At 70.6% G+C, this 12,664-nt stretch carries 12 protein-coding genes and 1 pseudogene; 8 read left to right on the top strand and 5 right to left on the bottom strand.

Translation table 11 applies throughout. The annotated features are described in order from the left end of the window. Nucleotides 1-69: 69 nt before the first annotated feature. The 3 genes from B072_RS0125430 to B072_RS44060 all read left to right on the top strand — a co-directional run bounded on the left by B072_RS0125430 (nt 70) and on the right by B072_RS44060 (nt 3,064). Entirely contained in the window at nt 70-720 is a 651-nt protein-coding gene (locus tag B072_RS0125430; protein WP_018532769.1) for a TetR family transcriptional regulator, read from the top strand. Between the two features lie 143 nt (nt 721-863). Next, complete coding sequence (locus B072_RS0125425) at nt 864-2,522, top strand: alpha-L-fucosidase (protein WP_018532768.1); 1,659 nt, start codon at nt 864-866, stop codon at nt 2,520-2,522. Between the two features lie 170 nt (nt 2,523-2,692). Further along, a complete protein-coding gene (locus tag B072_RS44060; protein WP_018532767.1) occupies nt 2,693-3,064 on the top strand; it encodes a hypothetical protein in 372 nt (123 codons plus the stop codon). Nucleotides 3,065-3,119: 55 nt separating this feature from the next. Here the strand turns inward: B072_RS44060 and B072_RS0125415 are convergent, their stop codons facing one another. Further along, nucleotides 3,120-3,533: a VOC family protein gene (locus B072_RS0125415; RefSeq protein WP_018532766.1), complete on the bottom strand. Its 414-nt coding sequence runs from the start codon at nt 3,531-3,533 to the stop codon at nt 3,120-3,122. A gap of 39 nt (nt 3,534-3,572) precedes the next feature. On the opposite strand from B072_RS0125415, the pseudogene B072_RS49995 reads away from it, so the two are divergent. From B072_RS49995 to B072_RS0125400, 3 genes and pseudogenes are all read left to right on the top strand, one after another. Beyond that, nucleotides 3,573-4,127 (top strand): annotated as a pseudogene (locus B072_RS49995) (hypothetical protein); the annotation flags it as partial. Between the two features lie 115 nt (nt 4,128-4,242). Further along, on the top strand, nt 4,243-4,782 hold the full coding sequence (locus B072_RS49990) for a hypothetical protein (RefSeq protein WP_158689243.1): 540 nt from the start codon (nt 4,243-4,245) through the stop codon (nt 4,780-4,782). A gap of 5 nt (nt 4,783-4,787) precedes the next feature. Next, complete coding sequence (locus tag B072_RS0125400) at nt 4,788-4,982, top strand: hypothetical protein (protein WP_018532763.1); 195 nt, start codon at nt 4,788-4,790, stop codon at nt 4,980-4,982. A gap of 46 nt (nt 4,983-5,028) precedes the next feature. On the opposite strand, the gene B072_RS0125395 is transcribed toward B072_RS0125400, so the two are convergent. After that, nucleotides 5,029-5,862 (bottom strand): PIG-L family deacetylase, encoded by an 834-nt coding sequence (locus tag B072_RS0125395; protein ID WP_026246283.1) that lies wholly within the window; start codon nt 5,860-5,862, stop codon nt 5,029-5,031. Nucleotides 5,863-6,113: 251 nt separating this feature from the next. On the opposite strand from B072_RS0125395, the gene B072_RS0125390 reads away from it, so the two are divergent. Further along, nucleotides 6,114-6,422, top strand: a complete 309-nt coding sequence (locus B072_RS0125390) for a hypothetical protein (RefSeq protein ID WP_026246282.1) — start codon at nt 6,114-6,116, stop codon at nt 6,420-6,422. A gap of 63 nt (nt 6,423-6,485) precedes the next feature. Here the strand turns inward: B072_RS0125390 and B072_RS0125385 are convergent, their stop codons facing one another. Together B072_RS0125385 and B072_RS44055 are read right to left on the bottom strand one after the other, a co-directional pair. Continuing rightward, the gene (locus B072_RS0125385) at nt 6,486-8,519 is read right to left on the bottom strand and encodes a glycosyl hydrolase family 28-related protein (RefSeq protein WP_018532760.1); all 2,034 of its coding nucleotides are present in this window, start codon (nt 8,517-8,519) and stop codon (nt 6,486-6,488) included. Nucleotides 8,520-8,694: 175 nt separating this feature from the next. Then, nucleotides 8,695-8,970, bottom strand: coding sequence for a hypothetical protein (locus tag B072_RS44055; RefSeq protein ID WP_018532759.1), 276 nt, complete (start codon nt 8,968-8,970; stop codon nt 8,695-8,697). Nucleotides 8,971-9,237: 267 nt separating this feature from the next. Between B072_RS44055 and B072_RS44050 the strand changes: the two genes are divergently transcribed. Next, nucleotides 9,238-9,606 carry a hypothetical protein gene (locus B072_RS44050; protein WP_018532758.1) on the top strand — a complete coding sequence of 123 codons (369 nt, stop codon included), beginning with the start codon at nt 9,238-9,240 and terminating at the stop codon, nt 9,604-9,606. 62 nt (nt 9,607-9,668) lie between these two features. Here B072_RS44050 and B072_RS0125370 read toward each other — a convergent pair whose 3' ends face one another. Continuing rightward, the gene (locus tag B072_RS0125370; RefSeq protein ID WP_018532757.1) at nt 9,669-12,656 is read right to left on the bottom strand and encodes a glycoside hydrolase family 3 protein; all 2,988 of its coding nucleotides are present in this window, start codon (nt 12,654-12,656) and stop codon (nt 9,669-9,671) included. Nucleotides 12,657-12,664: the final 8 nt, after the last annotated feature.

The following is a 12,664-nucleotide window of genomic DNA, read 5'->3' as shown; positions in this document are numbered from 1 at the left end:
CTGCGAGCGTCATCGTCGAACACTTTCGCTATGCTGCGGTTGATCTGAGGGGGAGGCGGCGGAGTGAGGGTGCCCGAGGTGTCGGTCGCGCAGGAACCGGGGAGGCCGACGCGCGCGGACGTCCCGCTCTCGCTCGCCGAACGGCGCAAAGCGGCTCTGCGGATCGAGATCGCGAGCGAGGCCGTGCGCCTCTTCACCACGCAGGGCGTCAGCGCGACGACCGGCGAACAGATCGCGCAGACCGTGGGCATCTCCTCCCGGACGCTCTGGCGTCATTTCCCCACCAAAGAGAGCTGCGTGCTGCCGCTCCTCACCGCGGGACTCGAATTCGCCATGGAGCAGCTGCGCCACTGGCCGGCCGGGACGAGCCTGCTGGACTACTTCACCGACGCGGGACGCCGGGGCGGGCTGCCGTCGGCCACCCCCGAGATTCTCGACCTGATCCGGATGACGTCCACCGATCCGGCGCTGCGCGCGGTCTGGCTGCAGGCCCACGACGAGGCGCTGCCGGTCCTCGCTCGCCTCCTCGCCGCGCGATCGGGCGGCGCCGCCGACGACTTGAGGACAAAGGTGCACGCGGCGACGCTCAACGGCGCGCTGCGAGCGGCGGCGGAGGAGTTCGCCCGGCGGTACGCGGACGACCCCGAGGCTTCGGACCGCGAAATCACCGCCTGCCTGCTCGCTTCCCTGCGTGCGGCGTCGGAGGGCCTGCCCTACTGACGGGTGGAAAGTTGCCCCGGCCGCCCGCCCCGTCATACATAGGATCTCTGCCGCCGCAACTCTTACCTTCAGTCCATTTCTGCGCCATGATTCCCCGGAGTTCAGCGAAGAGATCCGAGCAATGTGCCCTTTAGGAGGGAACAATGACGTCTCGCCGCCAGATCCTCGGCGCTCTGGGAGCCACCCCCGTGATCGCCGCACTCGGCAGCGCGGGCGCGCAGGCCGCCGACGCGCCGACGGAGGCGCAGGCGACAGGTCCGGCCCGTGTCCGTCCCGCCTCGATCATTCCGATCACCGCGGAGGACACCCCGGAACGGATCATCGCCAAAGCCGCCGACGTGGTCCCCAGGAAAGGGCAGTTGGGGTGGCAGCGGCGGGAGATCACGGCGTTCACGCACTTCGGGATGAACACCTTCACCGACCGCGAGTGGGGTTCGGGCGCCGAGGACGAGGCGACGTTCGCGCCGACCGCGGTCGACGCCGACCAGTGGATCCGGACGTACAAGGCGATGGGAGCGGAGCTGGCGATGATCACCGCCAAGCATCACGACGGTTTCACGCTCTTTCCCAGCCGCTACACGCCGCACTCGATCCTCAAGAGCCCTGGGAAGCCGAACATCGTGCGCCAGTACGTGGATTCGGCGCGGGCGCACAAGCTGCGCGTAGGGATCTATCTCTCGCCCTCCGACGGCTCCGAGCTGCCGCACGCCTGGCACGCCACGTGGATCGAGTCGCTGCGCAAGAAGCAGTCCGAGGGCGGGACGCTGAGCTCGGTGGAGCTCACCGCACTCGAGGACGGCGACCGTGCTCCCGGCGGCCTGGGCCGGTTCGGCAACGGCAGCGCGGTCAAGGAGCACACCATCCCCACCCTCGTGGAGGGCGACGACCGGGCCGACGACGTGCGATCGGGCAAGCTGCCGACCTTCACCGTGCACGTCAACGACTACGACGCCTACTACCTGAACCTGGTCTACGAACTCTTCACCGAGTACGGGCCGTTGGACGAGTTCTGGCTGGACGGCGCCAACCCGTGGACCGACGCCGGGATCACCCAGGAGTACCGCTTCGACGAGTGGTTCCAGGTGATCGAGGCGCTGTCGCCGGACACCGTGGTCTTCGGCGGCCCGACGGGCGTCCGCTGGGTCGGCAACGAGGACGGGATCGGCCGCGAGACCGAGTGGAGTGTCGTGCCGACGACCGCCGACCCGTGGACGTACCACGGCGAATGGCTGCTGCCGCACGGTCCGTCCGCCGCGGACATCGGCTCCCGGACCCGGCTCACCGAGTCCGGCGTGACCCATCTGTCCTGGTTCCCCGCGGAGGCCGACGTCTCCAACCGGCCCGGCTGGTTCCACCACCCCGACCAGAAGTCGAAGACGGCGGCCCAGCTCTTCGACCTGTACGAGAAGAGCGTCGGGCGCAACACGACGCTGCTGCTCAATGTGCCGCCGTCGAAGGCGGGGACGATCGATGCCGCGGACGTCGCCGAGCTCACCGCGTTCGGGCAGCGGGTACGGACGGTGTACGGCCGGCCGGTGGCGGAGAACGCCGACGGAACGACCACCTTCGACCGGGTCGCGGTGCGCGAGGACATCGAGCACGGGCAACGGGTCGAGGAATTCGCCGTGGAGGCCGAGATCGGCGGCGCCTGGCAGCGGATCGCCACCGGCACGACCATCGGCCACCAGCGGATCCTGCCGCTCGCCGCACCCGTCACCGCGCGCCGCGTCCGCGTCAAGGTCCTCGCCGCCCGCGCGGAGCCCCGCCTGGGACGGACCACGCTGCACCGGGCGGCCGACTGAACCGAGGGGGGCCTTTCGGGCGGGCACGGCCGAGGCTGATGCCGGGTGTTCCGTGAACGGGGCGTTCGCACAGGTGCGAACTCGGACGCCCGGAGGGAGGCGGTCGTCGCTGCAGCGGCCCACCGACACCGGCGCGGTTAAGCTGCAGGCCGGGGCGGGGCAGACCCCCAATGCGCCTTGAGGAGTTCTCCTTGTTCACGCCACTTCCAGACACCGGGGGCGGCCGCTCCTTCCCGGCGGATTGTGCCCATACCCATCTCTTCCCGGGCGCTCGCTGCCGGATCCGGGACCTGTCCGATCCCCAAGGTTTCGTCGAGGCCCCGGCTCCACTCGGCATCACGCTGTGCTTCTCCGACGGTGTGGCCGTTCCCGCCGAACTCCTGGTCGCCGGCAAAGGAGACGTCGTCATGGCCGTGGAGGAACACAAGACCGCCGCTGGTACTTCCGTGCCCGAACGGATCTGGCAGATTCGAGAGATCCACCTCGCCGCGGGCGAGGTGGACGTGTTGGTCGGACGACGTCAGGACCTCGGCCGCCCCTGAGGAACGGTGGACCAGCGGGCCTGCACGAGCTCCGCGAAGGGCTCGGACGGGTGAGTCAGCTCCGCGGCGCGCCGATGTTCACCATCCACGGAATGCCGAAGCGGTCCGTGCACATGCCGAACACGTCGCCCCACATCTGCTTCTCCAACGGAACCGCCACGGAGCCGCCCTCGGACAGCTTCTCCCAGTAGCCGCGGAGCTCGGTCTCGTCGTCTCCGCTGAGACTCACCGAGAAATTGGTGCCCGGCGTGCGGTCCATGCCGGGCGGGGTGTCGGCCCCCATCAGGGTGAAGCCGCCCGGGGTCTCCAGCATGCCGTGCATGATCTTGTCGGCCAGCGGGGTGTCGGCCTGACCGGCTTCACCGAACGTGTTCAGCGCCAGCGTGCCGCCGAAGACGTGCTTGTAGAACTCCAGGGCCTGACGGGCATCGCCGTCGAAGCTGAGATACGGGTTCAGGCGCGAGGCCATGACACCTCCTGAGTCGGACTACGGGGTCCCTCTGCCGGGATGCTAACGGCGGCCACTGACAGTCGCCCCCGGAGCGGCGCCCGTCATCCCGCACCCTCATGGCTCACGCCCCTCGCGGGCGGCGGCGTCCGGCTGCGCGGCGCCGAGTCGCTGTCCTCCCGGCACCGGCAGAGCCTCGTCGCCCGCCGTCAGCAGCACACCGGCTTCACGTTCGACGCGGAGGTCGCCTTCGACCCCGCCTCGCCACGGCAGACGGCGGGCCTGGTCCATCTCTACACCACGGGCCTGTGGCACTACGCCCACCTCACCCACGACGAGGAGCCGGGCCGCGTCCTGCGCCTGGCGACCCGCGACCGGGGCCGGCACGTGGAGCCGGCCGCCGCCGTGGCCGTACCCGGAGACCGCCCGCAGCGCCGCACCGTCGTCTTCCCGCGAAGACAGCGGTGCTGGCCCACCACGGCACGCGGGGGTGACGACGGATCAGGCGGACGGGAACAGGCGGCACATGACCCAACGATCAGCGGCGAGGTGACCATCGGCACCATCGCGGCCGAGGCCGGCGTGCCCACGGCGACCGTGTCGAAGGTGCTCAACGGACGCGTCGACGTCTCCACGGCGACCCGCGACCGGATCCGCGCGATCATGGCCCGGCCGCCACCACCAGCCCCGGCGGGCACGACATCGGGGCGGAGTCGTCGACCTCGTCCTCATCGAGCTCGACAGCCTGTGGTCGATCGAGATCATCCGTGGCGCGGAGCAGGCCTTGCGCGACGGGGGCGTCGGCATGACGCTCTCCGCCGCGCACGGCAGCACCGTCGACACCAACGCCCGGCTCGACCAGCTCGCGGCCCGCCGCTCGGACGGCGCCATCCGCGTCGTCTCCGACCTCGCCCCACGGCAACGTACGAAGCTGGGCGCGCACGGCATCCCGTACGTGCTCGTCGACCCGGTCGGCAACGTCGACCCGGCGGTACCGACGAATCGACGGCGAGGACGTGAACCTGCCCCGCGTCGAACTCGCCACCCCGCTGGTGCTCCGCGCCGGCACAGCGGCGCCCTCGCCCGCCGGAGCCGGGCCGGGCTGAGCCGGGAGGGCCTCGGACACCCGGCGGACCGTCGTCACGGTCCGCGTCCATTCGAGTGGCAGGAGCGACCGTGCGGTCATAGCCTGACCGTTGTGGCAGCGGCCGTGACGGACTGCCACCGGCAACCGCGGGGCGCACCCGCGACAAGCCGGGACATGAGGTGAAAACGATGAACGCCCTGCATCTGCCCGTGTTCCTCGTCCTGATCGTCGCGGTGGTCTTCCTGCTGCGAAAAGGCGACGGAAAGCTCTCCCACATCGTCGTGGGCGCGGCATTCGGCTTCTACCTCGCGGGCACGTCCGCGGCATCCGCCGTGTCCTCGACACTGGACTCCGCGGTGACCGCCATCAGCTCGCTCATGTGACGGACACGGCGCGAACACGTCCGTTCGCGCCGTGAAGACGGACCGGTCAGCGCAGTCCCGCGAAGAGATCGTTCTCGGGCAGGTCCGCGCCGGTGGAGTCCTGGACGCGTACGAAGGTCTCCATGCCCATGAACTCGCCGAACCTCTCCTTGCCCATCTTGAGGAAGAAGATGTTCTCGCCCTGACTGGCGTGCGCGGCCAGCGAGTCGAACTTCTGCCCGCTGAACGCGGTGGTGTCCACCCACGTGGTGATCTCGTCGTCGGGGAGTCCGATCTCGGCCATCGCGGCGGCCTCGGCCGGGTCCGGCTCCGGCATGTCCGGGTGGAACTCGCGCATGATCTCGCCGAACCGCTGCATCCCCGAACGCGGCATCGTCGTCCAGTACACCTTCGGCGTCAGGTCGGTCATCTCCACCGCCGCCATCGTGATGCGGTGCGCCTGAATGTGGTCGGGGTGCCCGTAGAAGCCGTTCTCGTCGTAGGTGACGACCACATCGGGGCGGTAGTGCCGCATGAGCTCCGCGAGCCGGGCCGCGGCTTCCTCCACGGGGGTCCGCCAGAAGGATCCGGGGGCGTCGTTGCTGGGCCAGCCCATCATCCCGGAGTCGGCGTAGTCCAACATCTCCAGATCACTGATCTTCAGGACGTCGCGACTCGCCTCGAGTTCCTGACGGCGCATCGCGGCGACGGCCTGCGCATCGTGTCCGGGATCACCCGGCTTGACACCCCCTGGACCGTCACCGCAACCGCCGTCCGTACACGTCACGAGCACCGTGCGGAATCCCTCCGCCGCGTACCGCGCGAGGACCCCTCCGGTGCTGGTGGCCTCGTCGTCGGGGTGGGCGTGCACCGCCATGAGCGTCAAGGGACGGTGAGTCATAGAAAGTCCTCCTGCGGAAAAACGTCAAAACGTCTCGGTTCGAGTGCGCGGCGGGTCCCGCCGCGCTGTCCTCGTCGATGCAACAGCGCCGGTCGGACCTGCTGTTCCCGGCCGAGCTGGTCTCCAGGAAGTCCGCCGGCCCACACCTCGCACCCTAGCCGTGAGCACTGACAACGCCGGGGTTGACCTCAAGTCCGCTTGAGGTTCTAGGTTCGGGTACGCCCCTGTCGACGTACCCGAGAGGAACGATCATGAGGACGCTGGTGCTGGGAAGGATGCCCGCCAGGGTGACGGAGGTGCTGGCCACACTGCGCGCGGACGGTTTCGACGCGGACGGAGTGAGCTCCGACGAGGAGGCCAGGACGCTGCTGGAGGCCGAGGAGTTCGGCGTGCTGATCATCGGCGGCGGTGTGGAGCCGGACTCCCGCGCGGCGCTCAAGGAGTTCGCGGCCGAGCACCGGGTGCGGCGGGTGATCGACGGCGCGCTGACGGAGCCTTTCGACGCCTACGTGCGGCGGGAGTTCGAACCGCTGATCCGGGAGACGTCCTCCGGGGTGTGACAGGCCTGTGCCCCGGAGTGTCAGGCACCCCGGGGCACACGGTCCGCCTCAGTTCACGTCACCTCACCACGTGCCGGGGGCGGGCGGCGCCACGACCGGCGGGCGGTCGTCGCAGGTGATCGTGTTCGGCAGCTCCCACGCGGCGAGCCAGGGGCCCGTGGTGCCGCCACCGTCGTTGCCGCCTCGGTCCTCGACCGTGAATTCCGAACCGGTGGCGGGGAAGTTGAACGAGCCGCAGTTGTTGACGCCGACCGCGCCGACGTTGCGGGCGTCCACGTTCTCGAACGACGCCGACCCCGCCGCGCGGGCGCTGAGCACCGAGGTGCCGGTGCCGTCGACGCGGATGTCCTTGAAGCGCACGTTCGTGATCTTGTACTTGTCCTTCACCGGGAAGTCGGAGACGAGCATGATCGCGTTGTAGGTGTTGTCGAGGAAGTGGTCCCCGGTGACCTCGATGTCGGCGTCGATGTCCTTCTCCAGGGCGTAGAACCAGATCGCCCCGAGCCCGATCTTCCAGTTCAGCTCGAACGTGCCCGCGCGCACCGTCGTGTTGTCGGTGATCCGGACGTGGCCGGTGAACGGCTCGGCGCCGAAGCGGGAGCCGATCTGGATGGCGCTGCCCTCACGGACCGGGTCGGCGATCAGGTTCCCGGTGACCTTGTTGTCGGTGCCGCCGTACAGGGCGATGCCGTTGGCGAGGACCGGGGTCTGGATCGTGTTGCGGGAGAACGTGTTGCGCGCGTCCTGCCGCTTCTCCGACCACATGGCGAGCGCGTCGTCGCCCGTGTTGCGCACGAAGTTCTGAGAGACGAGCGAATCGGTCACGCCCGTATGGAAGTTGAGGCCGTCGGCGATCTGATCGGCGATGACGTTGCGCGTCACGCGGACGTTCTTCATCGGGCCGTCGAACCACAGGCCGACCTTGGTGTGGTGGAGGTACAGGCCGTCGATCGTGGAGTCGCTCATCGCGCCGCCGATCGCGTTCACCTGGTCCGTGTCGACGCGCTCACGGACGTCACCCTCGATCGCGAAGCCGGACAGGTGCACGTCGGTGCTGCCGCCGTCGGCCGCGTCCTTGCCGTAGAAGCCCACACCGGTGTGCACGGACCCGTCGGGCGCGGGTTCGTCCAATGTGACCTGGTGGCCCTTGATGGTCGTGTACCAGTTGCCCGCGCCCTCGATCGTCACGTCGTCGACGACGATGTGCCGGTTCACCTGGTACGTGCCCGGGGGCAGGTAGACCTTGAGGTGCCGGCGCTTCGCGGTCGCGATCGCCTTGTCGATGGCGTCGGCCGAGTCGCGGCGGCCGGTCGGGTCGGCGCCGTAGACCAGGGGATTCACGGCGCGCAGGTCCACGTGCGGGGCGCCGACCAGCTCCGAGTCGAGGAGGTCGACGACGGTCCAGGCGGCCTTGGTGCCGGTGGGCGCCGTCAGCCGGACCGTGTCCCCGGCCCGGTAGGTCCTGGACAGCTTGACGCGCCGCTCGTCGTAGAAGTGGCTGGGCCGGAACGGCTTGTCGATGACGGGAGCCGGGGTGGTGGCGCTCGGCACGCAGCCGCACTCCGTGATCCACCAGTCGGAGTGCAGCAGGTCGGCCTGCGGGTCGTTGCTGAACGGGTACTGGTTGTACAGCCAGGAGTACTGGGAGGTCAGCGTCACCGGGGCCTGGCGCTTCCCGCCGACCGTCAGGTCCAGCGGGGCCGTGATCCCGCCGCCGTTCGGAGCGTCCGGGATGCTGTAGCGCACGGTCAGCGCGTTCGCCGCGCGGGGGAGTGTGAACTCGACGTACTGGCCCGGCCTCAGCTTCACCGCCGAGCGCCCCGACGCCTCCGACGGCAGGGTGTACGCCGTCCGGTCGGGGCCGATGACCTCACCGTTCGTCCGCGCGCTCTCCGCCTCCTGCTCGACGAACGGGACGTCGGCGCCGCGGCCCGTGACGAGGGACGGGTCGAGTGCCGCGCGGGTCACGGGCGTGGTGCCGGTGCCGGTGTCCGAGGCCAGGGCCGGCTGGACGACGGCGAGCGAGAGGCCGGCCGCGGCCGCCGTCAGGGTGGCGGCGAACCGGGCTGGTCTTCGGCGGGTGGAGGACCACGACATGCGGTGCTCGATTCTCTCGGGAAGGCGTGCGGGGGTGGCGGCCAAGTGCGGTGACAGTAGGGCGACTTGGCCGGATTCCACAAGAGAGTCGTATGAGAATTCCGCCAGCGAGATGCCGAATTGCGGAATGCTGTTTGTTTCTTGCGATTCTTGCGCACGCTTCCGCGCGGCCCGCTCAGGCCGTTTCGGCGTGGTCCGCGCCCGTGTCCGCGTCCGCGCCTGCGGCGGGCGACTGTTGGTCGCGGTGACGCCCGGACGCCTTGCGCCCGCCGCCGTGGATCAGCCGCAGGTGGCGCCGCTGCGCGTGGCGCCGTGGACGAGCGCCCTTTTGATGCTCTGTCAGGTGATCGCCGGTGCGCCCTTCCGGGCGGACGACGCGGTCCTCCAGGCGGTCCATGCCGTAGAGGAGCAATCCCATCAGCGGCAGGAGTAGAACGGCGACGAAGAGCATCAGGGACTCCCTCCCCACGGTCGTACCGTTCGCCTGCCCTGTCCGGGTACGTTCACGAGTGCGACTTTGTGAAGGTCGTGTGACTTCCGCCTGTCCTGCCGTGGCCAACTGGTGTGTGCGGAGGGCCGTCCGTCACCCCGCGGGAGACGTTTCGGTGGGCGCCGGGCGGACATGTGAGGGGCCAGGCGCGCCGGACCGGACGGCCGCGGCCGCGCCGTTCCGTGTCGAGGCCGTCCTACGCCGTTCGCGGCGGAGAGGAGTACGACGATGACCGAGGACCTGACCGCCCCGCACCCTTACGGGACGGACGGCGCGGCCCGGCGCCCGCTCGGCCCCGACCTGGTCGGTTACACGGTGGAGGCGACGGACGGATCGGTGGGCAAGGTGGACGCCGTCTCCCACGAGGTGGGTACCGAGCATCTCGTGATCGATACGAGAGACGTCCTGCTGAGCAAGAAGGTGCTGCTGCCGATCGCGGCCGTCACCGCGATCGACGAGGAGGCCCGGACGCTGTCGGTCGGGCACGACGCGGAAAGGGTCAAGGCCGCCCCGCGGTTCGACCGGGACATGCGGGTCACCGACCCCGGCTACCGGACCCTGATCGACGAGCACTACGGACTCGCCGGTACCGGTTGACCAGGGCGGGGGCGACGGCGCGGGCCTCCGCATGCTCGTCGCCCCGCACCCTCGTCACCGGGTCACGCGTCGTCGCCCGAAGTCCTGAGCCTGAAGGAGGCCAGGCGCACGCCCTTCGTGAGCACCACATACACCGTGGTCCGGCCGCGGGGAGCGCCGTCGAGACGGGCGGACACCGTGGCGTAGTCGTACACCGAGGCCGTCGCGGCGAACGTCACGGCGCCCAGCAGGCGTCCACGGGGGCCGCCCACGCGGATCTCCAGGGTTCCCGCCGCGCCGGCCGTCCGCGCCGTGAACGAACCTGCCCCGCCCGCGAGTCGTGTGTCCGCGAACGACACCCACGCGCCGTCCTCGCTCGCCGCTACCGCCGTGCCGCGCTCCTTCGACTCGTCCACCAGGCGGATCGCGGGGTGTCCGGCGTAGTCGTCGAAGGCCTCCGCGCGCGTCGTGCGCGAGAGGTCGCGCGGCGGCACGGTCTCGCCCGCCACCTTCCAGGTCGTCCGCGCGCGGATGTCCGAGGAGGAGGCGCCGACCAGGATGTCGTACGTGGCGGACTCCACGACCCACTTGTCGCGCGTGACGTCCCAGTGGGCGAGATCCCGGCGGGTGAGGGGAAGCCGGACCGTCCTCCTCTCGCCCGGCGCGAGCGACACCCTGGCGAAGGACCTCAGCCGGCGCAGCGGCTGGATGTCGCGGGAGGTCCGCTGATGGACGTAGAGCTGGACGACCTCGTCCCCGGCGCGGCGGCCGGTGTTCGTGACCGTGACCGCGTAGCCGCCGTCGAAGCGCTTCACCTCGCCGTACGAGAACGACGTGTACGACAGGCCGTGGCCGAAGGGGTGGAGCGGCTCGCCCCGGAAGTACCAGTACGTGCGCTCGTCCTTGATGATGTCGTACGCGAGGAGGGACGGGAGGTCGTCCACGGAGCGGTACCAGGTCTGGGTCAGGCGGCCCGCCGGGTTCGCGTCGCCGAAGAGGAGGTCCGCGAGGGCGTTGCCGGTCTCCTGGCCCGCGTGCGAGGTCCACAGCAACGCCGGTACCCGCGCGGCCAGTTCACCGAGCGCCGTCGGGTAGCTGTTCTCGACGATCACGACCGTGCGCGGGTTCGCCGCGGCCACCGCCGCCACGAGGGCCGCCTGCGCCGGGGCGATGTCGAGGTCCCGGCGGTCGTGGTTCTCACGGCCGTTGATCGCGGGCATCGAGCCGATGACGACGATCGCCGCGTCCTTGCCGGTGACCGCGGCGACCGCGTCCTGCGTACCGGAGCGGACCACCTCGCGCGCGTAGGCGGCCGCCGCCGACTTCTCCACCAGCCCCAGCTGCCCGGTCGTGCCGGTCGGCCCCAGGTAGACGGGCGAGCTCCACCAGGACTCGGTGGTCTCGTACCCCGCGTACTTCACCAGGACGGTGCCGTCCGGCCGCTCCTCCAGGGTGAACTGCTGCTGGACGTACCAACCACCCGGCTGTGTCTGGTCGTTGACGAAACCCGCGTCGCCGCGGCCCACGAACAGGCCGTTCGCCGCGGCCCGCAGCGTGACGATCCCGGCACCCCAGTCGAAGACGTCGAACTGCGCCGTCGTGTCGTCCGCCGCGGCGTCGCTCTCGCGCAGCGGCGCACCCGCCGTGCCCGCACCGGCCGTGATCCGGCCGCCGGTCGTGGTGTTGCGCAGCGCGATGCGGTCCACGCCCTCGCTGCCCGTCACGGCCGCCTCGCCCAGCTTGGCCGCGATGCCGTCCCTCGGTGTCACCGCGTACGGGAGCGTGCCCGCGTACCAGTCCGTGCAGAGGGTGTCGGCGAGCGGGCCGACCACCGCGACCGAAGCGGTGCGGGCCCGGTTCAGAGGCAGCGTGCCGTGCGCGTTCTTCAGCAGCACCGCCGCTTTCGTCGCCGCCTCACGGGCGAGCGCCCGGTGGGCCGGGGTGTCGATCGCGTCCTTGCCGATCCCGCCGTAGCGGCCGCCGCCCGGGTCGAACTCGCCGAGCCTGACCCGGATCGCGAGGACGTGACCCGCGGCGCGATCGATGTCGGACTCCGTCAACAACCCTTCCCCCACCGCCTTCTTGAGGGCTGTCGTCGTCGGTGCGGAGTTGGTGTCGTCCGTCGTGAAGCTGTCGATGCCCGCCTTGAGGGCCGCCGCGTCCGCCGCGACCTGGGAGGGGTGGTAGTCCTGCGATCCGTTGCCGGTGACCAGATTGTTGGGCGCCCAGGCGTCCGTCACGTTCAGCAGGTCCCGGCCGGTCCAGGAGCGGACGGTGTCGCCGAGGTCCGGATTCACCGTGCAGGGACGGCCGTTGACCAGGTTGTACGCCGACATCACACCGGTCACCGCGCCCGCCTCGATCGCCGGGCGGAACGCCGCCTCGTCGTACTCGTGCAGGACGCGCGGGCGCAGGTCGCTCGACGTGGTCGTGCGGTCGACCTCGTTGTTGTTGGCGAGGTAGTGCTTGAGCGTCGGCGCCGTCTTCAGATGGTCGGGGTCACCGCCGGTCAGGCCCTTCCCGTACGCCGTCGAGATCACGCCGGTCAGATACGGGTCCTCCGAGTAGCCCTCCTCGTTGCGCCCCCAGCGCGGATCGCGGAGCAGGTTCACCACGGGCGCCCACAGGTTGAGGCCCCATCCGGCGGGCCGCTCCTGCTGGAAGCCGCGCGCCTCGTCCCCGACGGCCGCACCGACCCGGGCGACGAGGTCGGGGTCCCAGGTCGAGGCGAGCCCGATGGCCTGCGGGAACACCGTGGCCCTCCCGAGCCACGCGACACCGTGCAGGGCCTCGGTGCCGGTGCGGAACGAGGCGATCCCGAGCCGGTCGATCGCCGGCTGGTACTGGTGGAGGAGGGAGATCCTCTCGTCGAGCGTGAGCCGGCCGAGCAGGTCCCTGACGCGGGCGGCGACGGAGCGGGACGGGTCCCGGAACGGGTACGTGGCCCGCGCCGCGGCGGGCGGGGCCGAGGCGATCAGCGCGCCGGGGACGGCGAGCGCCGCGGTCGCCGCCGCGAGCAGGGTGCGTCTGCCGAAGCCGGGGCCTGCGGGTCTTTCACGGTGGTCGTGCACGGCTGACT

It is taken from the genome of Streptomyces sp. HmicA12 (assembly GCF_000373565.1).
Lineage (GTDB): Bacteria > Actinomycetota > Actinomycetes > Streptomycetales > Streptomycetaceae > Streptomyces.
Note: the sequence above shows the minus strand (reverse complement) of the source record. Positions and strands in the feature narration are given on the sequence as shown.

Coding starts and splice junctions, on each gene's coding strand:
- B072_RS0125425 (WP_018532768.1), top strand. CDS start 864: ATGACGTCTCGCCGCCAGATCCTCGGCGCTCTGGGAGCCACCCCCGTG.
- B072_RS44060 (WP_018532767.1), top strand. CDS start 2,693: ATGCGCCTTGAGGAGTTCTCCTTGTTCACGCCACTTCCAGACACCGGG.
- B072_RS0125415 (WP_018532766.1), bottom strand. CDS start 3,533: ATGGCCTCGCGCCTGAACCCGTATCTCAGCTTCGACGGCGATGCCCGT.
- B072_RS0125400 (WP_018532763.1), top strand. CDS start 4,788: ATGAACGCCCTGCATCTGCCCGTGTTCCTCGTCCTGATCGTCGCGGTG.
- B072_RS0125395 (WP_026246283.1), bottom strand. CDS start 5,862: ATGACTCACCGTCCCTTGACGCTCATGGCGGTGCACGCCCACCCCGAC.
- B072_RS0125390 (WP_026246282.1), top strand. CDS start 6,114: ATGAGGACGCTGGTGCTGGGAAGGATGCCCGCCAGGGTGACGGAGGTG.
- B072_RS0125385 (WP_018532760.1), bottom strand. CDS start 8,519: ATGTCGTGGTCCTCCACCCGCCGAAGACCAGCCCGGTTCGCCGCCACC.
- B072_RS44055 (WP_018532759.1), bottom strand. CDS start 8,970: ATGCTCTTCGTCGCCGTTCTACTCCTGCCGCTGATGGGATTGCTCCTC.
- B072_RS44050 (WP_018532758.1), top strand. CDS start 9,238: ATGACCGAGGACCTGACCGCCCCGCACCCTTACGGGACGGACGGCGCG.